The organism is Kitasatospora sp. NPDC017646 (assembly GCF_044329365.1).
Taxonomy (GTDB): domain Bacteria; phylum Actinomycetota; class Actinomycetes; order Streptomycetales; family Streptomycetaceae; genus Kitasatospora.
The window spans coordinates 1-20,819 of the sequence record NZ_JBIRJC010000005.1 but is presented as its reverse complement, the minus strand read 5'-3'; the positions used below and the strand labels follow the sequence as shown (position 1 = coordinate 20,819).

The 20,819-nt window shown below is 74.1% G+C and carries 14 protein-coding genes and 1 pseudogene; 6 read left to right on the top strand and 9 right to left on the bottom strand.

Annotated features, from left to right (window positions below; all coding sequences use genetic code 11):
* Positions 1-14: 14 nt before the first annotated feature.
* The 5 genes from ACH4J0_RS10470 to ACH4J0_RS10450 all read right to left on the bottom strand — a co-directional run bounded on the left by ACH4J0_RS10470 (position 15) and on the right by ACH4J0_RS10450 (position 7,016).
* A complete protein-coding gene (locus tag ACH4J0_RS10470; RefSeq protein WP_396238315.1) occupies positions 15-2,249 on the bottom strand; it encodes a pyridoxal-phosphate dependent enzyme in 2,235 nt (744 codons plus the stop codon).
* Positions 2,239-3,195, bottom strand: coding sequence for a kinase (locus ACH4J0_RS10465; protein WP_396238313.1), 957 nt, complete (start codon positions 3,193-3,195; stop codon positions 2,239-2,241). The genes ACH4J0_RS10470 and ACH4J0_RS10465 overlap by 11 nt, the downstream gene beginning before the upstream one ends.
* Positions 3,196-3,251: 56 nt before the next feature.
* Positions 3,252-4,754: a lyase family protein gene (locus ACH4J0_RS10460; protein WP_396238311.1), complete on the bottom strand. Its 1,503-nt coding sequence runs from the start codon at positions 4,752-4,754 to the stop codon at positions 3,252-3,254.
* Positions 4,751-6,169: a condensation domain-containing protein gene (locus ACH4J0_RS10455; RefSeq protein ID WP_396238309.1), complete on the bottom strand. Its 1,419-nt coding sequence runs from the start codon at positions 6,167-6,169 to the stop codon at positions 4,751-4,753. The genes ACH4J0_RS10460 and ACH4J0_RS10455 overlap by 4 nt, the downstream gene beginning before the upstream one ends.
* A gap of 88 nt (positions 6,170-6,257) precedes the next feature.
* Positions 6,258-7,016, bottom strand: coding sequence for a thioesterase II family protein (locus ACH4J0_RS10450; RefSeq protein WP_396238307.1), 759 nt, complete (start codon positions 7,014-7,016; stop codon positions 6,258-6,260).
* 598 nt (positions 7,017-7,614) lie between these two features.
* On the opposite strand from ACH4J0_RS10450, the gene ACH4J0_RS10445 reads away from it, so the two are divergent.
* Complete coding sequence (locus tag ACH4J0_RS10445) at positions 7,615-8,703, top strand: branched-chain amino acid aminotransferase (protein WP_396238305.1); 1,089 nt, start codon at positions 7,615-7,617, stop codon at positions 8,701-8,703.
* Between the two features lie 15 nt (positions 8,704-8,718).
* Here ACH4J0_RS10445 and ACH4J0_RS10440 read toward each other — a convergent pair whose 3' ends face one another.
* Positions 8,719-10,782, bottom strand: coding sequence for a HelD family protein (locus ACH4J0_RS10440; RefSeq protein ID WP_396238303.1), 2,064 nt, complete (start codon positions 10,780-10,782; stop codon positions 8,719-8,721).
* Positions 10,783-10,874: 92 nt separating this feature from the next.
* The gene (locus tag ACH4J0_RS10435) at positions 10,875-12,500 is read right to left on the bottom strand and encodes an ADP-ribosyltransferase domain-containing protein (RefSeq protein ID WP_396238302.1); all 1,626 of its coding nucleotides are present in this window, start codon (positions 12,498-12,500) and stop codon (positions 10,875-10,877) included.
* Positions 12,501-12,731: 231 nt separating this feature from the next.
* On the opposite strand from ACH4J0_RS10435, the gene ACH4J0_RS10430 reads away from it, so the two are divergent.
* Both ACH4J0_RS10430 and ACH4J0_RS10425 read left to right on the top strand, forming a co-directional pair.
* Positions 12,732-13,412 carry a macro domain-containing protein gene (locus ACH4J0_RS10430; RefSeq protein WP_396238300.1) on the top strand — a complete coding sequence of 227 codons (681 nt, stop codon included), beginning with the start codon at positions 12,732-12,734 and terminating at the stop codon, positions 13,410-13,412.
* Positions 13,413-13,525: 113 nt separating this feature from the next.
* Complete coding sequence (locus ACH4J0_RS10425) at positions 13,526-13,894, top strand: DUF4180 domain-containing protein (protein ID WP_396238298.1); 369 nt, start codon at positions 13,526-13,528, stop codon at positions 13,892-13,894.
* Positions 13,895-14,002: 108 nt separating this feature from the next.
* Here ACH4J0_RS10425 and ACH4J0_RS10420 read toward each other — a convergent pair whose 3' ends face one another.
* Entirely contained in the window at positions 14,003-14,665 is a 663-nt protein-coding gene (locus tag ACH4J0_RS10420) for a TetR/AcrR family transcriptional regulator (protein ID WP_396238296.1), read from the bottom strand.
* Positions 14,666-14,766: 101 nt separating this feature from the next.
* Here ACH4J0_RS10420 and ACH4J0_RS10415 point away from each other — a divergent pair, with 101 nt between their 5' ends.
* On the top strand, positions 14,767-15,780 hold the full coding sequence (locus ACH4J0_RS10415; protein WP_396238294.1) for a zinc-binding dehydrogenase: 1,014 nt from the start codon (positions 14,767-14,769) through the stop codon (positions 15,778-15,780).
* Between the two features lies 1 nt (position 15,781).
* Positions 15,782-16,276, top strand: a pseudogene (locus ACH4J0_RS10410) (DUF1349 domain-containing protein); the annotation flags it as partial.
* A gap of 95 nt (positions 16,277-16,371) precedes the next feature.
* Here the strand turns inward: ACH4J0_RS10410 and ACH4J0_RS10405 are convergent.
* Positions 16,372-17,595: an SUKH-4 family immunity protein gene (locus ACH4J0_RS10405; RefSeq protein ID WP_396238292.1), complete on the bottom strand. Its 1,224-nt coding sequence runs from the start codon at positions 17,593-17,595 to the stop codon at positions 16,372-16,374.
* Between the two features lie 214 nt (positions 17,596-17,809).
* On the opposite strand from ACH4J0_RS10405, the gene ACH4J0_RS10400 reads away from it, so the two are divergent.
* Positions 17,810-20,620, top strand: a complete 2,811-nt coding sequence (locus ACH4J0_RS10400) for a penicillin acylase family protein (protein ID WP_396238290.1) — start codon at positions 17,810-17,812, stop codon at positions 20,618-20,620.
* Positions 20,621-20,819 lie beyond the last annotated feature (199 nt).

The window sequence follows — 20,819 nt, the reverse complement described above, 5'->3', positions numbered from 1 at the left end:
GCGTACGTGCGCTGCTACCGCCCCTCGACCACGACCGCGAGTTCGGCCAGCGCGGCGTCCAGGGCCGCGCCCACCTGCTCGGGGCCGTCCCCGACCGCGATCACATGGCCCAGCCGGTCGTACGCCTCCCGGACCGGCCGCACCGGGCGTCCCACGGCCGCCGTCACGGTGACCCGCTCCACCCCGGCGACCGCGCCCGCCCGCTCGACCCCCTCGACCGCGGCCAGCCGGCCCGGCTCGGCGGCGACCAGGAAGCGGATCCCGGCCGAGCGGGACCGCTCCGGGGTGAGGTTCAGCGGCAGGCCGGCGGCGGCGCGGATCTGCTGGTCCAGCAGGTCGATGCCGGTCGCGGGCCGGATCAGCTCCGGGATCATGCCGCCGGCCAGCCGGGCGTTGATCTCGATGACGGCCGGCCCCTCGGCGGTCAGCCGCAGTTCGACGTGCGCCGGGCCGCGGTTCAGCCCGACCGCCTCCAGGCTGCGCCGGGCGGTGTCGGCCATCGCCGCGGCCGTCCCGGCGGGCAGGACCGCCGGGAACAGGTGCCCGGTCTCCACGAAGTACGGCAGCTCGCTGACGGTGCGCTGGGTGATGCCGACGCAGACCGCCTCGCCGTCCGCGCAGAACATCTCGGCGCTGAACTCCGGTCCGGTCAGGAACTCCTCCACCAGCACCGTCCCGGCGCTGGCCTGGCCGCGCACGTTGCGGGTGACCGCCAGCAGCCTGCGGGCCTGCTCGGTCGCGGTGGCGGCGTCCCCGCACCACAGCACCTCGTGCGAGCCGGACTCGTCGACCGGCTTGACCACGCAGGGCAGGCCCACCGCCGCGACCGCCGCCTCGACCTCGGCCGGGTCCCGGACCTCGGCGAACCGGGGCTGGCGCACCCCGTGGGCGAGCAGCGTGCGCCGGGTCGCCGACTTGTCGCGGCAGGCCGCCAGCGCCGACGCCGGGTTGGCCGCCACCCCGAGCCCCTCGGCCAGCGCGGCCGCCTGGACCAGGTAGTACTCGCTGGTCGTCGTGACCCCCGCCACCTCCCGGCCGCCGGCCGCCTCCTCGGCCGCCTTGCGCAGCGCCTGCGGGTCGTCGGTGTCGCAGACCACGACCCGGCAGCCGGTCTCCGCCAGGCCCTGGTAGCGGGCCGGATCCACCACGAACAGCACCGGCTCCAGGCCGAGCCGCACCGCCGTGGTGAGGGCGAGCATGCCGGTGCCGGTGGTGTTGGACTCCACGAACAGCAGCAGCGGGCGCTCCCGGCGGGAGATCTCGGCGTACGACCAGCTGTGCACCAGCTCGCCGTAGCGGACGGGCACCGGCTCGGCCGCCGGCACCGGCTCGGCCGCGTCGGCGGCGTACACGGTGTCGACGTACCGGTCGCCGCGGTCCGGCATGATGCCGACCAGCCGGGTGCCGGGCGCGGCGTTCGCCGCCAGGTGGGTGAGCACCCGGTAGACCGAGCCGGAGGTGTTCCCGGCGAAGATCTTCTGCTCCCGGGCCAGCGCCCGGGTCGCGGCGAAGGCCTCGTCGTCGGAGAGCCAGTGCACCTCGTCGATCAGCCGGTAGTCGATGTTGTCCGGGTAGAGGCTGTTGCCGAGGCCGGACTGTCGGCGGGTCGGGACGTCGGGCTGGCCGAACAGCACGCTGCCGACCGCGTCGACGCCGACCACCCTCAGGTCGGGGAAACGTTCCAGCAGGGCCCGGGAGGTCCCGCACAGCGAACCGCCGCTGCCGACCGAGCCCACCACCACGTCCACCGTCCCGAGGTCGGCGACCAGCTCCTCGGCCAGGCCGCGGTACGCCGCCGGGTTCTGCGGGTTCGAGTACTGCTGCGGCCAGAACGCGCCGGGCAGACCGGTCATCAGCTCGGCCAGCAGGTCCAGCCGGGCCGACTGCCAGCCCTGCTCGCCCATCGCCGACACCACGTGCACCTCGCAGCCCAGGGTGCGCAGCTTGGCCAGGGTGATCGGGTCGATCCGCGGATCGGTGACGATGTGCACCGGGTGGCCCAGGTGGGTGCCCACCAGGGCCAGGCCGAGCGCCATCGTCCCCGAGGAGCTCTCCACGATCGGCGCGCCCGGCTTCAGCGCCCCGGAGCGGCGGGCCTCGGTGACGACCTGCCGGGCGACCCGGTCCTTCATCGCGAAGTTGTTCGCCAGCTCCAGCTTGGCGTACACCTCGACGCCCTCCGGCGCGGCCACCCGTAACCGGACCAGGGGCGTGTGACCGATGGCCTCGACGATCGATTCATGCCGCATGAGCTAGCTCCATGTCCTGAAGGTTGAGGGCCCGGACCGTGGTGGTGGTGCCGGGCAGGGTCGAACAGGCCGCCACGGCGGCGGCCAGGCGGGGCCCGTGGTCGGCGTCGTTCTCGTCCAGCAGGAGGCCCAGCAGGGTGCCGCTGTGCGCGCACACCACCCCCTCGGCGCCGATCCGTTCGGCGATCGCGAGCATCGCGTCGAGGTTGCGCTTGGGCGCCAGCCGCTGGTTCAGCACCGCGCTGCGGGTCGTCACCGCCCCCACCCGGGCGAGGTCGCCGGCCCGCACCGCCCCGGCCAGCTCCGCCAGCAGGTCCGCGTACTCGGCGCAGTGCGCGGGGGAGAACACCTTGGGCACCCGGTTGAAGGCCACCGTGTCCAGCAGTCCGCCCTCGTCCACCGCGACCACGGTCGCCGCCGGGAGGCCGCCCAGGCGTTCGCGCAGCCGCACCTCGCGGTGCTCGAAGGCGACCACTCCGGGGTGCATCACGCCGTCGGTCGGCTCGATCGGGCGCAGCCAGCGCTCCACCGCGGCCGGCGAGGTGTCCAGGCCCACCGCGGCGCCGACCGCCCGTACGGTGGCGACCAGGTCGGCCGAGGAGCTGGCCATCCCCTTGCCGACCGGCAGGTCTCCGTCCAGCAGCAGCACCCCGCCGGCCGGCCGCCCGCAGGCGGCGAGCATCGCCTCGGCCACCCGCCGGGTCTTGGTCTTGTGCGAGGGGAAGACCCGCAGCGGGCCGCCCGGGTCGAGGCGGAAGCGGGCCCGGGCCCAGCGGTCCACCGGCAGCGTCACCAGGAACTCAGGGCCGCCGGGCAGCGCGCCCTGGAGGAGCTCGCCGAAGGTGCCGAAGGCGCGGGCCGAACCGGTCCGCAGGTCGACACCGGGGCGGGCGGGGGCCAGGAAGGGCCGGCGCGGGGGCTCGGACGGTGTCGTGGGCGGGGTCACGGGCGGGGGCGCGGTCACGGGCTGGCGCGAGGCCACGGGCTGGCGCGGCGGCGGGGTCAAGGCCGTTCCGCCGGGGTGTCCGCCGACGGCGCGAGCAGCGCCGCGACCCGGTCCGCCGCCGCCCGCACGGCGGCGTCCCGCTCCGCCCACCGTCCGGTCAGCCGCTCGTGCTCGCCGAGGAGTTCGGCGAGGGTGGCGCGGACCTGGTCGGGGTGGGTCGAGCCGACCGAGGTCTTGGCGCGCAACCCCGCCTCGACGCTCAGCGATGCGGCCAGCAGCGCCCCGGGCCCGGCCAGCCGGTGTCCCGCGTCCTCCGCGATCGACGAGAGCAGCGCGGCGTCGCCGTCGGCCGGGGCCAGTCCCTTGTCCAGCGCGGCCTTGATGTAGCGGCCCGCGATGATCTGCGCCGTACGCCACGGCACGCCCTCGTCCAGGGTCAGCCGGTTGGCGAGGGTGAAGCCGCCGAGGAACTCCCCCTCGCAGGCCGCGCGCATCCGGTCGGTGCGCAACTCCAGCCCGGTGACCACGGCGTGCGCCAGCCGCAGGGTCGAGCGCAGCGCCTCGTTCTGCACCCGCAGGTGCGCGCCGGCTTCCTTGGAGACCTCCACGGTGTTGGTGTACGGGGTGTTGCGCTGCGCCGCCGCCAGTTCGGCCGCGCTGCCGGCCACCAGCGCGCAGCGGCCGCGGATGCGCTCCAGCACGGGGAAGTTCTTCTTCTGCGGCATCGCGGCGGAGATCCCGGAGAGCTCGTCCGGGAGGTCCAGGAAGCCGTGGGCGCTGCCGCCCCAGGCCATCAGGTCGGTGGTGAAACGGCTCAGCGCGACGGCGAAGTTCGCCGCCTCGGACGCGATCGCCAGCGCCCAGCCGCGCGAGGCGACGGCCACCAGGGCGTGCGGCTGGGGACGCGCGAAGCCGAGGAGCCCGGCCATCCGGGCGCGGTCCCAGGCGAGTTCCTGGCCCGCCATGCTGCCCGCGCCCAGCGGCGAGGCGTCGATCTCGTCGTACGCGGCGAGCAGCCGGCGCACCGCGGTCAGCGTCTCGCTGGACAGCGCGGCCAGGTAGAAGCCGGGGCTGACGACCTGGGCGGCCTGGGCGTGGGTGTAGCCGGGCATCGGCACCTCGACCGCCCCCGCCGCCAGCTCACGGACCGCCGCGTCGAAGGCGAGCAGGTCGGCGGCCAGCGCCCGCACCTGCTCGCGGGCGGACAGCAGCTGGGCGCACACCTGGAGGTCGTTCCGGCTCCGGTCGACGTGCCAGGCCGCGAACGGCGCGACCGGGCCGGCCGCCACGTGCCGCTCCAGGGCGAAGGAGATGTCCGACATGTTCTCCCGCGGGTTCGCCCGGACCGTCTCCGGGGACACCCCGTCCAGGCGGCCCGCGATCGCGGCGGTGCCCGCGTCGTCGACCAGCTCCATCCGCCGGTACTCCAGCAGCAGCACCTTCTCGATCGCCACGTAGTGCCGCAGCAGGTGCTCGGCCTCGTACGCGAACTGCGGCGCCAGCACCTCCTCGTGCCACACCTCGCTCGGTACGCCGACGATCCGACCGGTCACCGTCATGTCGTGCTCCTCAGAAGAACCGATGGGGCGGCCCGGCCCCCACGGGGGGCCTCCGGCTCGGACGGTCCGGGGGCGGCGGTGGGGGAACCGGCGGTCCGCTCGTCGTGGGCCGGTCGGGGCGGCCGGGTCGCGGCGGCTCCGGGCAGCAGGGACAACAGCAGGGAGAGCGGCGTGGCCGGCTCGGCGAGGGCGGCGGCGAGCAGCGCCAGGTAGTCGCCGAGCAGGCCGCGGGCGGTCACGGGGGCGAACAGCGCGCTGTCGTACACCAACCGGGCGGCGCGGCCGGCGACTTCGAGCAGCAGGTCGGCCTCGGCGAAGCCGCACGGGGGGCCGGGGTCCGGGCCCTCCGTCAGGCTGAAGGCGAGCTGGTGCGCGTGGGGGCACGACGGGCCCTGGTGCTCCCAGGCGGCCGACGCGACGCCCCGGACCCGGTCGACCAGCTCGGCGAAGTCCGGGTCCCCGGAGGTGTCCAGTCGCAGCACCACCGTGCCGGCCAGGGCGCCGACCAGCGCCAGCGTCTCCGGCCGGTGCCGGCCGGAGACGGGTACGCCGATCCCGTGGTCGGTCCGACCGGACCGGCCGTGCAGCAGCGCCGCGTAGGCGGCCAGCAGCACCACGGCGGGCGCCGCGTCGAGCCGGTCGGCGCCCTTGCGCAGCGCGGCGGGCAGGCCGGGTGGGAGCTCCGAGCGGACCTCGGCGCCCGCGAAGGTCCGGACGGCCGGGCGCGGCCGGTCCAGCGGGATGCCGTGGCCGGGCGGCAGGCCGGCCAGCTGCTCGCGCCAGAACTCCTCGTTCCGTGCGCGGAGTTCGGTGGCCGACCGGTCCTGCCGGCGGTCGGCTGAGCCGGCGGGGTCCCTCGGCAGCTCCGGCAGCACGGGCGTGCGGCCCTGCTCGGACGCCGCACACAGCTCGACGAGTTCGGCATTGAGCAGGAACAAGGAGGCCGGGTCGCAGACCAGTTGGTGGGCGACCAGCGCCACCGCCCAGTCCGTCTCGCCGAGCCGGACCGCGACGGCCCGCCACAGCGGCGCCCGGCCCGGGTCGAAGGGCTGTGCGGCCGCCTGCTCGGCGATCCCGGCCAGCTGCTCGGCCCGCCTGCCGTCGTCCACCCCGCGGAGGTCGGTGAACTCCAGCGGAAGGCCGATCCGCGGATGCACGACCTGCCACAGCTCGCCGTCCACCACGCGCAGCGAGGTGCGCAGAGCGGTGTGCCGGAGGGCCAGTTCACCGAAGGCGGAGCGCAGTTGCGCCTCGTCGGTCGCGGCGCCGACCCGGAAGGTGTCGGCCACGTGCTGGAGCAGCTGGCCTTCGAATCGGCGGCCGGTCAGCCAGGCCAGTTCCTGGCCGTGGGCCGCGCGGGCGGTGCGCTCCCCGCCCACGCCGGGCACGGCCGACCCGGTGGTTCCATCCGCCATCAGAGTTCCTGACCTCGTCGTTCCAACCTGTCGTGGCCCGGCAGCCGTCTCGTGGATCCCCGTCGGCCCCGGGCCCGGCCCGGGGCCGTCATGCCACGGGGTTCCCGATCCCGGCGCGAATCGCCCGGCTGATGGCGTCCAGGTTGTCATCGAGGAAGAAGTGTCCGCCCGGCACCACGTGCTGGGTGAACGGACCGGTCGTGTGCGCGGCCCAGCCGGCCGCGTCCTCGGGTCGGGCCGAGGCGTCCTCGGCGCCGACGAAGGCGGTGATGGGCACCGGCAGGGGCGGTTCGTCGCCGCAGTCGTACGCGTCCAGCCAGCCGAAGTCGGCCCGGCAGACGGGCAGGACGAGTTCCAGCAGTTCCGGCTCGTCCAGGGCGAGGGCGGGCAGGCCGCCGCCTCGGACCAGCCGCTCCAACATCTCGTCGTCGGGGAGTTCCGACAGGCCGTCGAAGATGTCCCCGCCGCGCGGCTGGTCGGGCCGCGCGCAGCCCGACACGAAGAGGTGGACGGGCAGTCGGGCCCCGTCCCGGCGCAGCCGGCGGACCACTTCGAACGCGAGGAGGCCGCCCATCGAGTGGCCGAAGAGCGCGTAGGGCCGGTCGGCGGAAGCCGCGACGGCCGCCGTGATCTGCTCCACGTCCACGGCCGCGGGCTCGCCGATGCGGCGCTCCCGGCCCGGCAGGGCCAGTGCGGTGACCTCGACGTCGGGGCCGAGCGCGGCCGGCCAGCGGGTGTAGACGGCCGTGGCGCCGCCGGCATAGGGGAAGCAGACGAGCCTGACCGGCGCCTCCGGACGCAATTCTCGGGAAACGAACCATTTGTCGGGGAGTATCTGGCCGTTCACGGGCGCCGTCCAGGAAGTCCGGCTTTTGGCCCGAGGTCGTCCGGAAAGTCCATGGTCTCCGAAGCGGCCTTTCTGGAAATGATGCCAGAACTCATTCGATCCGTCACTGGATCGCCGCTCTGCGGAGGCCGGTTGTGCCGCCTGGTCGGTTCTGCCATCGAGGATGATGAATAGTGTGCCGATCAACCGCTGATGACTGTACCTCAGCTGAGTGAGCACGCTCAATAGTTGGCGATAATCGGCCAACCGCGCGGCAGCACCACCTCCTGAATGGGCCGATTCGACAACCGGCCCACCCCGCCGGGGAATCGGGGCGCAACTCGCGGGGAACTCGCATTGGCTTATCCGGCGACTCGTCGCGCGGCGTCACCGGGCGGGCGCGGGCCTGCCCGCGCAGGGGCCCCGGGGCTGCCGGTTCGGTCCGTCCACGACCCGAACGAACGGGCGCCGCCGAAGCGAACGGGCGTTAGCATGCCGGGGCGGCGCCGAGCACCGGCCCCGCGCGTCCCTCCGTGCGCCCGTCCCTCCGTACGCCCATCCGCCCGTTGGTCTGCCCGCCTGCCCGCGGCGGACCGGCCACCACCACGAGGAGTTGACGATGAGCGGAACCTTCCCGCTGTCCCGGAGCACCGGTCCCGCCTCCGAGACGGACCGCCGGGGCATCCTCGCCGCACCGGGGTTCGGGCGGTTCTTCACCGACCACATGGCCACCGCCGTCTGGACCTCCGCCGCCGGCTGGCACGACCGCCGGATCGGGCCGCTCGCCCCGTTCTCGCTGCACCCGAGCGCGGCCGTGCTGCACTACGCCCAGGAGATCTTCGAGGGTCTGAAGGCCTACCGCCACGCCGACGGCAGCGTCTGGCTGTTCCGCCCGGAGTTCAACGCCCGCCGCTTCGCCCGCTCCGCGCGGCGCCTGGCGCTGCCCGAGCTGTCCGAGGAGGACTTCCTCACCAGCGTCGAGGAGTTGGTGCGCGCGGACGAGGCCTGGGTGCCGACCGCCGACGGCGAGGGCAGCCTGTACCTGCGCCCGTACATGTTCGCCTCCGAGGCCTTCCTCGGCGTCCGCCCGGCCGACCACGTCACCTACTCGGTCATCGCGAGCCCGGCCGGCCCCTACTTCCCCTCCGGCGTCGCCGGCATCAGCCTGTGGGTCAGCACCGAGTACACCCGGACCGGCCGGGGCGGCACCGGCGCCGCCAAGTGCGGCGGCAACTACGCCGCCAGCCTGGCCGCCCAGGCCGAGGCGAAGCAGCACGGCTGCGATCAGGTGCTGTTCCTGGACGACACCGGCGGCGAGGGGGACCTGGAGGAGTCCGGCACGATGAACCTCTGCCTGATCACCGCCGCCGGCGAGCTGGTCACCCCCGCCCTCGGCACCATCCTCGACGGCCTGACCAGGGACTCCATCCTCGCCCTGGCCGACGAGTTCGCCCTCACCCCGGTCGAACGCGCCGTCACCCTCACCGAGTTGCGCACCGGAGCCGCCGACGGCACGATCACCGAGGTCTTCGCCGCCGGCACCGCCGCCGTGATCACCCCGATCACCGCCTTCAAGGGCCGGGGCTACGAGTTCACCATCGGCAACGCCGCCCCCGGCAAGCACACCCTCGCCCTCCGCGAACACATCCTGGACATCCAGTACGGACGCACCGAGGACACCCGGGGTTGGCTGCACCGGGTGCTCTGACCTCCCGGCTGCGCGTCAGGCGGTCAGCGGGGCCGGGAGGGGGCGGCTGTGGAGGAGGTCGAGGCGGGAGACCGCGCGGGTCAGTACCACGTAGAGGCGGTGCAGACCGCGCGGTTCGGCCTCGACGATGGCGGCCGGTTCCAGGACGATCACGTGGTCGTACTCCAGGCCCTTGGCCAGGGAGGCGGGCAGGGCCGTCACCCGGGTGGTGGTGGCGTCCTCGGCGGAGGCGCTCGGGATCCCGGCGGCCCGGAGTGCGGCGGTGGCCCGGGCCAGGGCGTCGTCGGTGGCGATCACGGCGATCGAGCCCTCCCGGGCCAGCGCCGCGCGCACGGCGGTGACGACGGCCCCGTCCAGGTCGGGTGCCCGGCGGACGGTCACCTCGCCGCCCCGGCGCAGTGAGACCGCCGGTGGCACGTCCACGTCCAGGGCGCCGAGCAGTCGGTTGGCCGGCGCCATGACGGCGGCCGGGACGCGGTATCCGGTGATCAGCGGCACCAGGGCGGCCTGCGGCTTGCCCAGGTGGGCGAGCTGGTCGGCCCAGCTGCGGGCCGACCAGGGGGCGGTGGCCTGGGCGAGGTCTCCCAGCACGGTGAGGGAGCCGAAGGCGCTGCGGCGGGCGATCGCCCGGCACTGCATCGGGGAGAGGTCCTGGGCCTCGTCCACCACCACGTGGCCGAAGCTCGCCGGCCGCTCGATCAGTCCGGCCACCTCGTCGAGGAGCAGCAGGTCGTGCTCGGACCACTTCGCGCTCTTCGCCGAGCGCGGCGGCCGGCGCCACAGGATCGCCGCCTGCTCCTCGGCGTCGAGCACGCCGTCCGCGGCCCCGGCCAACACGGCCGGGTCGCCGAGCAGCGCGGCCACCACCGCCTCCGGGCGAAGCGCGGGCCAGGCTGCCTCCAGGAAGGCCGCGACCGGGCGGCAGCGGCCGACCTTCGCCTGCCAGGCGGCGTTCTTGACGTCGGTCCGGCGTTCGGCCTGGCGCTGGACCGTCGCCACCACCCGGGCCCGGACGTTCTCCCGCCCGATCGCGTACGGCGGCGCCTGCTCGCGGACCTCGGCGACCAGCCGGTCGAGCCGCTCGCCGGGCACCCGCCAGCGGTAGGAGCCCTCCGGGACGACCAGCGGCTCCGCGCCGGCCGCCCGGATCCGGCCGTACAGCGCCCGGCGCAGCACCACGGCCATCCGGGCGTCGTGCTTGATCTCGGCGGCCCGTTCGCCGTCGACCGCCGTGACCGGGCGGGTGGCGACCAGGTCCTCGACGGTGCACTGGGAGACGTCCAGCTCACCGAGGGCGGGGAGGACTTCCGCGATGTACCGCAGGAAGGTGCGGTTGGGGCCGATGACCAGCAGGCCGCTGCGCCGGATCCGCTGGGGGAAGCTGTAGAGCAGGTACGCGGCGCGGTGCAGGCCGACGGCGGTCTTGCCGCTGCCGGGGGCGCCCTGGACGCAGACGGACTCGCTGAGCCCGCCGCGCACCAGCTCGTCCTGCTCGGGCTGGATGGTGGCGACGATGTCGCGCATCGGCCCGGTGCGCGGGCGCTCGATCTCGGCGGCCAGGATGCCACCCGGCCCGTTCGCGGGGTGCTGTTCGGCGTCGCCGAGTCGTTCGTCCTCCAGTCCGGTGAGGTCCTGCGGCCGGCCCGGGCTCGACGGCGCCCAGCCGAACCGTCGGCGTCCGGCGAGTCCGAGCGGGTCGTGGGTGCTCGCCCGGTAGAACGCCCGGGAGACCGGGGCGCGCCAGTCGACCACCAGCGGCGGCACGGTCGGGTCCTCGGAGATGCGCTGCCGGCCGACGTAGTAGCGCTGCCCCCGGTGCTCCCCGGCCTCGGGGGCGTCCCCGAATTCGAGGCGGCCGAAGAACGCGGGGCTCTCCGGCAGCTCCTTCATCCGCTTGGCCCTGGTCCGCAGGTACCGGCCCAGGGCTTCGGCGCTCGCGCCGTCGCCCGAGACGTCCTCACCGGCGATGACCTGGTGGTCGGCGTCCGCGACCTGCCGGGCCATCGCCGCCCGACAGACCTCGACGTGGGCGCGTTCGCGCGCCAACTCACCGTCGAGACCCAGGGCTCCTGACGTCATCGCTTCCTCCGCGCTCGGCTCGGCTGCTGTTCGGAGGAACTACCTTAACTTAACCAAGTAAAGATTCTAACCAAGTCAGCCCCTGTGGGACTTCAGGACACCAACGGCCCCTCCGCGATCTCGGTCAGCGTCACGGTGCACAGCCCGCCGCGCTGGGCCCGCACGTCCGTGACCTCCAACTGGGTACCGGGCAGCAGGATGTACTCCTCCTCGCCCGTGAACGCCGAGAACCGCTGGATGCCCGTGGCGCGCAGCGGCCGCACCTCGAACAGCGTCCGCTTGCCGCGGCTGCCAAGGAAGGACTTCGCCACGCCGAGCTCGGACGTGCAGGAGGAGACGCCCCACCACGTCACCGTCCGCCCCAGCGGGTACTGCTTGCGCAGGTCCAGCGACACCCCGCGCCAGAGCGGCTCGGTGCGGACCGGCAGCTGCGCCACCGCCGCGAACAGCAGCCGCAGGTACGGCAGGTACGGGACGAGCCGGCTGCGGTCCGAGGAGCGCAGCACCGCGTTGATCTCCCGGTAGAACGCGGACTCGCAGGTGTAGAGGTACAGCGCGGCGATCGCGTCGGCGGACAGGCCGGGGGCCGCGCCCTCGTCCGCCCGCCGCTTGCCGAAGTCGTGCGACAGCGCGACGTGCCGGTCCAGGCCGCGGAGCAGCCCGGCGACCGGGGCCACGGCCTCCCGGAAGCCCATCAGCGGCGTGTCGAACACCCCGCTGATCGCCGGGAGTTCGAGGCCCTCGTCCTTGACGCTCGCCAGACGGTCCAGGTAGAGCTGGTGCAGCTCCATGGTGGAGGCGATGAACGCGCCCATCCGCTCGGCGACGCCGCCGTCCGCGCCCTCGCCCTGTGCCGCGGCGGCGTTCCAGCCCTTGCTGGGCAGCCAGTCGATCTCGTCCGAGCCGAGCGAGGCGAGGGCGGCGTTCACGGTGGCGAAGTGGTCGTTGTCGCAGAAGATGTCGCCCTGGGCCGCCGGGTTGGCGTGGTCGATGTGGCGGACCTGGACGTCGGGGTACTTCTTCTCCAGCCGCTGCACGACGCTCTTCAGGCTGCGCGCGTGCGCCCCCCACCAGGCGAAGACGACGCCCCGGTCCTCCTCCCCCGCCTGCTGCTTGGCCCGGAGGATCTCCTCGACGATCCGCTCGGCCACCGGCCGCCAGAAACCGGTGTGCTCGTCCGGGCCCATCGAGCCGTCGGCGCTGGCGGTGAGCGCGGCGTTCAGCAGCAGCACGCCCTGGGTCAGCATCGCCTGGAACCACTCCGGCGGCTGGACCGTCTCCTCCTTCTTCAGCAGCGCGCGGATGTCCGCGATCGGCGTCTTCTTGGGGATGCCGTACTTCCACATCGCCGCGGCCTTGATGATGCAGCGGATGCTGATCACCCGGCCGAACTGGCTTTCCTTCCAGTCGTGGAAGGCGTTGTCGAACATGGCGATGCCGGTGGCGCTCTCCGGCCGCGGGTACGGGTTCTGGCCGAAGACCACGACCTTCCACCGGTGCGGGGCGTGCGGCTTCAGTGCCTGGAAGGTCAGCTCGCGGACGGGCACGACTTCCGGGCTGCGGCCCGGGCCGATGAACGAGGCCGCGCCGGGGCGCGCCTCGATGACGGGCTTCAGCACCGGGAGCCACGGCTCGCCGCCGCCCTGGAACAGCTCCGTGAGGGCCAGCGGGTCGTTCGGGTCGGGCTGGACGGGGGTGGGGGATTCGGCAGCACTCATGGTGGTACTCCGGCTGGATCGGATCACGGAAGGATTCGGATGACTGGCCGTCAGCTCGCTAACGGACGGCACATTCCTAACAGCGGGCACCGACAGTCCGGGTCGGCAGCCCGGCGGCGGACGGATTGTCGGTGCCGCGCGCTAGCTTCCTGGTCGACGGGGGAAACGGCTCGACGAACGAGCACGGGCAAGCACGGGCAACAGGACCCGACGAACAACAGGAGTGGCAGCATGACGACGGACCGCGCGCAGTCCCCGCTCAGGGTGGTGCTGACGGACCTCAACGCGACGGTGGTCGAGTCGTGGCGGGCGGCCTTCGCGGACGTCCCCGACGTCGAGGTCCGGCACGGCTCGATCCTCGCCGAACAGGTCGACGCCTGGGTCAGCCCGACCAACGCCCGCGGCCGGATGGACGGCGGCACGGACGCGGCGATCAAGCGGCACCTGGGGGCGGGCATCCAGCTGAAGGTGCAGCGGGCGATACGCGACCGGTACGCGGGCACGCTGCCGGTGGGCAGCGCCGTCTGCGTGCCCTCCGGGGCCGTCAACCCGAAGTTCCTGATATCCGCGCCCACGATGCACACCTCCTCGCAGAACGTGAGCGAGACCCTGAACGTGGCCCTCGCCTGCGCGGCCGCCTTCCAGGCCGTCCACCGGCAGAACCGGCTGGCGCCGGGGAGCATCCGGTCGGTGGCGCTGGTCGGCATGGGCGCCCGGACGGGACGGGTGCCGGCCCGGGTGTGCGCCAACCTGATGTGGACGGGCTACACGCTCTTCCACGACCACCACTTCGAGGACGACGACGACCTGCGCGCCACCGTCCTGGCCCAGCTGGAGGACCTCGAACGGGCCGCCCCCGCCACGCGGGTGCGCATCGCGGCACCGACGGGGCACGGCCGCTCCCGGAAGTAGCCGCCACCGGGCGGTAAATCGTTTCCGACCGCCCCTCCCCCTGGCCTAGGTTGAGGCTCGTGCCCGGATGACCGGATCCGGCTCGTCGCGTCCGACCGGCAGGAGAGAGCAGCATGGCAGACACAGTGCAGGAACTGAGCGGGGTGAAGGTGCTCGTGTGCGACCCGGCCGGGCCCGCGATCACCACCGTGCAGGACGCACTGGATCTCATCGGCGCGGCGTACAGCGGCGCCGAGACGGTCGCCGTGGCCGCCGAGCGGCTGGACGACACCTTCTTCGTGCTGAGCACCGGGTTCGCGGGCGAGGTCATGCAGAAGTTCGTCAACTACCACGTCAGGCTGGTTGTCCTCGGCGACATCTCCCGCCACCTGGAGGCCAGTTCGGCGCTGCGCTCGCTCGTCGTCGAGTCGAACCGGGGCTCCCACATCTGGTTCCTCGCGGACACCGACGCCCTCGCGGCCCGGCTGGCGCCCACCGCCTGACCGCGCGGCGAACCTGCTGCGAACCCGCTGCGATCACGAGCGCCGCGCCGGCCCCCCCGGCGCGGCGCTCGGCGTTTCGGGGCGTCACCGTGGCCCGAAACGCCTTTGTCAGTCCGCGACGAGCGCCAGCCGGATCCAGCGCTCCGCCTCCGCGGTGGCCGATACCACGTCGAAGGCCTCCGGTGCGGCGGCCGCCTGCACCACCAGCCCCTTGAGCAGACCCACGAAGGCGAACGCGAAGGCCCGCGCGTCCACCTCGGCCCGCAGCTGCCCCTCGGCCAGTCCCTGACCGACCACCTCCGCCGCCCAGCCGCGCGTCCTGCCATCCAACTCGGCCACCGCGGGCGACAGTTCGGATGCACCGGCGAGCGCCTCGGCGCCCAGCACCACGAAGGCCCGGCCCAGGTCGGTCGGGTTCCGCACGCCCTCCAGGCAGCCCCGGGCGAAGCCGCACAGCTCCTCCACCGCCCCGGCGCCACTGCGCTCGGGCGCGGCCGCCGCCATCGCCTCGGCCAGCGCCTCCTCCTGGAGCCGGGCGAGCAGGGCGGCCTTGGAACCGAAGTAGTGGGTGGCCAGGCCGCGGCTGAAACCGGCCTCCTCTCCCACCCGGGCCAGGGTCACCCCGGTGCTGCCGTGCTCGGCGATCAGCCGGGCGGCGGCGGCGAGCAGCGCACCCTCCGCGTGGGCACGGCGCTCGGCCTGGGTGCGGCGGGCCGGGGTCTCCTGCGCAGGCGTGTCAGGGGTGGTGGCCGTTTCATCGTGCGTGGGCATGGCACCATGCTAGGGTCGAACTTGCTTGTTGTCCAACAAGCAAGTTTGGGGCGGCGAGGCACTCCCCCGGCTCCGCCGCCCCCGGCAGAAGGGAACTCCCGATGACCGCCACGATGCTCGCCGGCCGCCTCGACGTCACCAAGGGCGCTTTCGCCGTCGAGGAGGTACCCGTCCCGGTGCCCGGCCCGGGCGAGGTGCTGATCAAGGTCGAGGCCGCCGGCGTCTGCCTCTCCGACGTCCACCTGATCGACGGCACCCTCAAGCCGTTCCTCCTCCGGGGCGACAAGGTCACCCTCGGCCACGAGGTCGCGGGCACCGTCCACACCCTCGGCGAGGGCGTGACCGGCGCCACCGTCGGCGACCGGGTGCTGCTGCAGGCCGGCGAGACCCGCGACGGCAGGGTGTTCACCCGCGGCGTGGACTACGACGGCGGCTGGGCCGAGTACACGCTCGCCACCGCCACGACGGTGGTGCCGATCCCTGACGAACTCCCCTTCGAGCAGGCCTGCTTCATCCCCGACGCGGTCTCCACCCCCTGGGCCGCCATCACCGCCACCGGCGCGGTCCGCCCGGCCGAGGCCGTCGGCGTCTGGGGCGTCGGCGGGCTCGGTGCCCACGGCGTCCAGCTGCTGCGGGCGATCGGCGCCTTCCCGATCATCGCCGTCGACCCGCTCCCGGCCGCCCGCGAGCGCGCCCTCGCCTTCGGCGCCGACGCCGCCCTCGACCCGGCCGACCCGCGGTTCGCCGAGCACCTGCGCTCGGCCACCGGCGGCCGCCCGCTCTCCGCCGCCTTCGACTTCGCCGGCGTCGCCCCGGTCCGCGAGCAGGCCATGGCCACCCTCGGCGAGCGCGGCCGCCTGGTGCTCGTCGGCCTCACCGACAAGCCGCTGACCATCACCGACGGCACCCGCCTCAGCTACCTGCGCCAGCAGATCCTGGGCCACTACGGCTCCGACGGCCAGGACGTCGTCGACCTGGTCAATCTTGTCCGCGGCGGCCGACTGGACTTCGCCCGCTCGGTGAGCGGCACCCTCCCGCTGGCCGACGCCGCCCGCGCCGTCGAGGCGCTGGAGCGCAAGGAGGGCAACCCGATCCGCCTGGTCCTCAAGCCTTGACCGCAGCGACTTCTGGCGCACCACCAGCTACGGCTTCGTCCGCGACGACGGCCACGCTCTGCTCACCCCATTCCCCCCGGGCAGCGCCACCGAGGTCACCTTCCTCGCCGACTTCGCCGCCCTCTACGACCAGGCCGGTCTGCTGATCCGGGTCGACCCCGAGACGTGGATCAAGGCCGGAGTCGAGATGAGCGACGGTCTCCCCCACGTGGGCGCGGTGGCCACCCGCGGCGTCTCCGACTGGTCCCTCGCGCCCGTCCCCGGCTGGCACGGCCACCCGGTCACCATCCGCGCCAGCCGCACCGGTGACGCCGTCACCGTCCGCGCCCGCTGCGGGGACGGCCCCTGGCGCCTCGTCCGCCTCGCACCGCTCGCCCCGGACGCCACCGCCACGGCCGGCCCGTTCTGCTGCTCCCCGGAACGCGCCGGCCTCCAGGTCCGCTTCACCCGCTTCACCCAGGGGCCCGCGGACACCTCCCTGCACCTGCCCGACTGAGCCGGGCACGGCATCGGACGGGGTCGGCGCCCGGGGACCCGACCGTCCCGGCCCCCGGGAGCCGCCCCGTGAACGGCCCCCCGGCTACCGTGGCATCACTCCAGCAGGCTGCCCATGTGCCCGTCGTCGATCCGTATCGGCCAGAAGTGGCTCTCGCTCTCGAACGCCTCCGGGTCGAGGGCGCGCATCACCGCCTCGGCCGCGCCGTCGAGGAGTTCGGACGGCTCGAACACCGACCACGGCCCGGGTCTCCGCGGGCGCTCCGTCTCGCGGCGCACGGCCCGCAGGCGCTCGAAGGTCCACAGCACGTACAGCAGGGCGGACAGGTCCCGGTGCAGATAGGCGGCCGGCTCCCCGTCGTCCCAGAAGTCGGGGAGTTCGACCCGGCCCGTGGCGCCGTCGAGCAGGACCACGAAGTCGTACATCCAGCCGCCGACGACCAGGAACCCGCCCTGCTGCGGGCGGGTCGACAGCTCGTCCTCGTCCTCGCCCTCGGCGTCGAAGTTCTCCGGGTACTCCTCCGCCAAGGTGCGCAGCGGCTCCCCGGCGTCGACGTCGAGCACGCACCGGTCGGAGACGGGCAGGCCGATCTCGCGCAGCAGCCGACGGGTCGGGCCGTGGCTGACACTCGCGGGCAGTTCGGCCTCCTCGAACCGCCGGACGCTGCCCTCGCCCTTCAGCGTCGCGAGGTCCTCGACCAGGGCCGCGGAGACGGCGTACGCCTGCTCGCCCGGCCCGCCGGCCTCGGCGCCCCGGGCGAGGGCGCGGATCGTCAGCGCCGTCTCCCAGTGCGCGGGCCGGTCGTCCGTCCGCCGGAACAGCTCCGGATCGGCCTCGCGCAGCGACTGCCGTACGAGCTGCTCCACCTCGCTCACGGCCGCCGGACCGTACGGCCGCACCCCGCCCTCCGGCAGGCCCTGCTCGCCGGCGGCGGCCGCGCCGACCGCCTCGATCTCCGCCGCCAGCGCGATCAGGGACTCCGGGCCGCTGGCCAGCAAGTCCCGCCGGAGCACGTCGTCACCGTCAGGCCGCGCCAGGTACACCTCACCGCTCGCACCGTCCAGCAACACGGTGACCGGCCCCGTCCAGGCCTGGTAGCAGGCCTCCCCCAGCACGTACAGGCCCTCGGTGCCCCGGACGCCCTGCCGCTCGTACCAGGACGTGGCGGACTGCAGCGGCTCGTCCCCCGAGGCCTCCAAGTCCAGGTACGCGTGCGACCAGCACAGCTCCCCGGCCGCGAGCAGCTCCCGACTCGGCCCGTGCGTGACCCCTTCGGGCACCGCCCGGAGCCGCCCCGCCTCCACACCAGTCCCCGTCACCGCACGCCCCCCTGCCCCGCCGACCCGCGACGGACGATCTTTCCACCGACGCGAGCGACCATAACCGACCCCACCGACAACCGGCGCCGGTCCCACGGTCCACGAACAGTCAACTCTCCCCGGCGCGCGAGCGAAATGGCATGCACGCCACTAGCCAACCGTCCAGTAGCGCCCCTACCGTCGACTCCCCGTGGCTTCGACGGAGGAGCTCTCCTTGCGCCCACGCACACGCCCCCATCCCCTCCGGTCCGCCGCCGTCGCCCTCGCGTCGGCCCTCTTCGTCACCGCCGCCCTGACCGCACCGGCCACCGCGACCGCGACCACGACCACGGCGACCGCCGCCGCGCCCGACTACTGCGGCGGCCGCTGCACCGACATCCTGCCGCCCGGCGAGAACGGCAACGCCACGCTCGCCGAGATCCTGCTGAACCGGATGTTCGGCAGCCGCCCCGCGCACACCGACGACCAGCTCGGCCCGTACGCGGCCCTCGCCTCCGGGTATTCGGGGCTCACCGAGGCCGGGTTGCGGAGCTTCTTCAACGACGCGTCCTTCGGCGTGCCCGCCGACCAGGTCGCCGGCAGCACCAGTCCGCGCCCCGACGTGACGATCGTGCGCGACAAGGCCACCGGCGTGCCGCACATCAGCGGCACCACCCGGTACGGGACCGAGTTCGGCGCGGGCTACGCCGCCGCGCAGGACCGGCTCTGGGTGATGGACCTGTTTCGGCACGTCGGCCGCGGCGAGCTGTCCGGCTTCGCGGGCGGCGCGGCCGCCAACCGGCAGCTGGAACAGAGCTTCTGGCAGGCCGCGCCGTACACCGAGCCCGAGTTGCAGCAGCAGATCGACGCGCTCGCGGCCCGCGGCGGCCGGGCCACCCAGGCGCTCGCCGACGCCAACGCCTACCTGGACGGCATCAACCAGTACGTCACCGAGGCGTACAACGGCCGCACCTTCCCCGGCGAGTACGACCTGACCGGGCACATCGACCCGATCACCAACGCCGGTTCCATCGCACCCTTCAAGCTGACCGACCTGGTGGCCCTGGCCTCGGTGGTCGGCGCGCTGTTCGGCTCCGGTGGCGGCGGTGAACTCGCCTCCGCCCAGGTCAAGTCGGCCGCCGAGGCCCGGTACGGCAGGGACACCGGGGACGCGGTGTGGCGGTCGCTGCGCGAGGCCGACGACCCGGAGGCCGTACGGACCCTGCACGACGGCCAGAGATTCCCGTACGCGACCGTACCCGACGACCCGCAGGGGCAGGCGCTGCCCGACCCCGGCTCGGTGGTGCCCGAGCGGATGGTCTACGACGCCACCGGCTCGGCCAACACCGCGACCACGAAGGCGAGCGGCGTTCTGCCCGGCAACCTGCTCACCGCCAAGCACGGCATGTCCAACGCCCTGCTGGTCTCCGGCGCGCACACCGACGACGGCCACCCGGTCGCCGTGTTCGGCCCGCAAACCGGTTACTTCGCCCCGCAGTTGCTGATGCTGGAGGAGATCCAGGGCCCGGGCATCAGCGCCCGCGGCGCGGCCTTCGCGGGCCTCAGCTTCTACGTGCAGCTGGGCCGCGGCCAGGACTACGCCTGGAGTGCCACCTCGGCCGGGCAGGACATCACCGACACCTACGCCGTCCCGCTCTGCACCACCGACGGCTCGCCGGTCACCACCGCCGCCAACTCCTATCTTTGGCACGGAAGTTGCCTGCCCTTCGACCGGCTGGAACGCAAGGACGCGTGGAGCCCGACCACCGCCGACTCCACCCCCGCCGGCGCGTACACCCTGGTGATGTACCGCTCGAACTACGGCCTGGTGACGGCCCGAGGCACCGTCGGCGGAGCGCCCGTCGCCTTCACCTCGCTGCGCTCCACCTACCGGCACGAGGCCGATTCCATCATCGGCTTCCAGGAGTTGAACGACCCCGGAGCGGTGCACGACGCACCGAGCTTCCAGCGGGCCGCGCAGGACATCAACTACACCTTCAACTGGTTCTACGCCGACTCCCGCGACATCGCCTACTACAACTCCGGCAGCAACCCGGTCCGCGCCCCCGGCGTCGACTCCGGCCTCCCCGTGCTCGCCCGACCGGCCTACGAGTGGGCCGACTTCGACCCCGCCACCAACACCGCCCGGTACACGCCGCCGACCGAGCACCCGCAGTCCGTGAACCAGGACTACTACGTCTCCTGGAACAACAAGCAGGCCGACGGCTACACCGCCGCGGGCTTCGGCAACGGCTCGGTGCACCGCGCCAACCTGCTCGACGACCGGGTCAAGGCACTGCTGCAGGGCGGCGGCAAGGCCGGCAGGGTCTCGCTCACCCAGGCCATGGAGAGCGCCGCCCTGGCCGACCTGCGGGCCGAGGACGTGCTGCCCGACCTGATCCGGGTGCTGCGCAGCGCACCGGTCACCGACCCGACGGCCGCCACCGCCCTCCAGCAGCTGGAGGCCTGGCTCGCCGACGGCGCCCAGCGGAAGGAGACGTCACCCGGCAGCCACGCCTACGCGGACGCGACCGCGATCCGGGTGCTGGACGCCTGGTGGCCGCTGCTCGCCGACGGCGTCATGCGCCCCGGACTCGGCGACCAGCTGTTCACCGCCCTGACCGGCGCGCTCCAGATGAACGAGTCGCCCTCCGGCGGGCAGACCGGCGCCTCGGCCGGCGGCCCGGTCAGCGCCAACGAGTCGATCCCGCACAAGGGTTCGTCCTTCCAGTACGGCTGGTGGAGCTACCTGGACAAGGACCTGCGGTCCGTCCTCGGCGACCCGGTCGCCGGACCGCTGGCCCGCCCGTTCTGCGGCGGGGGCGACCTCACGGCCTGCCGGAACGTCCTGCTCACCACCCTGAGCCAGGCCGCCGCCCAGGCCCCCGCCCAGGTCTATCCGGGCGACGCGGACTGCGCGGCGGGCGACCAGTGGTGCGCCGACACCATCATCCAGCGCCCGCTGGGCGGGGTGACGGACGACAAGACCACCTGGCAGAACCGGCCGACGTACCAGCAGGTGGTGCAGTTCTCCGGCCACCGCTGAGCGGCGGAGCGGTGGGGGGGGGGGGGGGGGGGGGGGGCCCCCCCCCCCCCCCCCCCCCCCCCCCCCCCGGGGGGGGGGGGCCCCCCCCACCCGGGGGGGCCCCCCCCACCGGCATGTGCGGCCCCAGCGGGCGCCTTCCCGCCCCGAGCCGAAGGAGCGCGGCGGTGCCGAAGGGGAGAAGGCGAATCACGGACAGCGG

Coding starts and splice junctions, on each gene's coding strand:
- ACH4J0_RS10455 (WP_396238309.1), bottom strand. CDS start 6,169: ATGGCGGATGGAACCACCGGGTCGGCCGTGCCCGGCGTGGGCGGGGAG.
- ACH4J0_RS10435 (WP_396238302.1), bottom strand. CDS start 12,500: ATGAGTGCTGCCGAATCCCCCACCCCCGTCCAGCCCGACCCGAACGAC.
- ACH4J0_RS10440 (WP_396238303.1), bottom strand. CDS start 10,782: ATGACGTCAGGAGCCCTGGGTCTCGACGGTGAGTTGGCGCGCGAACGC.
- ACH4J0_RS10415 (WP_396238294.1), top strand. CDS start 14,767: ATGACCGCCACGATGCTCGCCGGCCGCCTCGACGTCACCAAGGGCGCT.
- ACH4J0_RS10425 (WP_396238298.1), top strand. CDS start 13,526: ATGGCAGACACAGTGCAGGAACTGAGCGGGGTGAAGGTGCTCGTGTGC.
- ACH4J0_RS10460 (WP_396238311.1), bottom strand. CDS start 4,754: ATGACGGTGACCGGTCGGATCGTCGGCGTACCGAGCGAGGTGTGGCAC.
- ACH4J0_RS10430 (WP_396238300.1), top strand. CDS start 12,732: ATGACGACGGACCGCGCGCAGTCCCCGCTCAGGGTGGTGCTGACGGAC.
- ACH4J0_RS10470 (WP_396238315.1), bottom strand. CDS start 2,249: ATGCGGCATGAATCGATCGTCGAGGCCATCGGTCACACGCCCCTGGTC.
- ACH4J0_RS10420 (WP_396238296.1), bottom strand. CDS start 14,665: ATGCCCACGCACGATGAAACGGCCACCACCCCTGACACGCCTGCGCAG.
- ACH4J0_RS10445 (WP_396238305.1), top strand. CDS start 7,615: ATGAGCGGAACCTTCCCGCTGTCCCGGAGCACCGGTCCCGCCTCCGAG.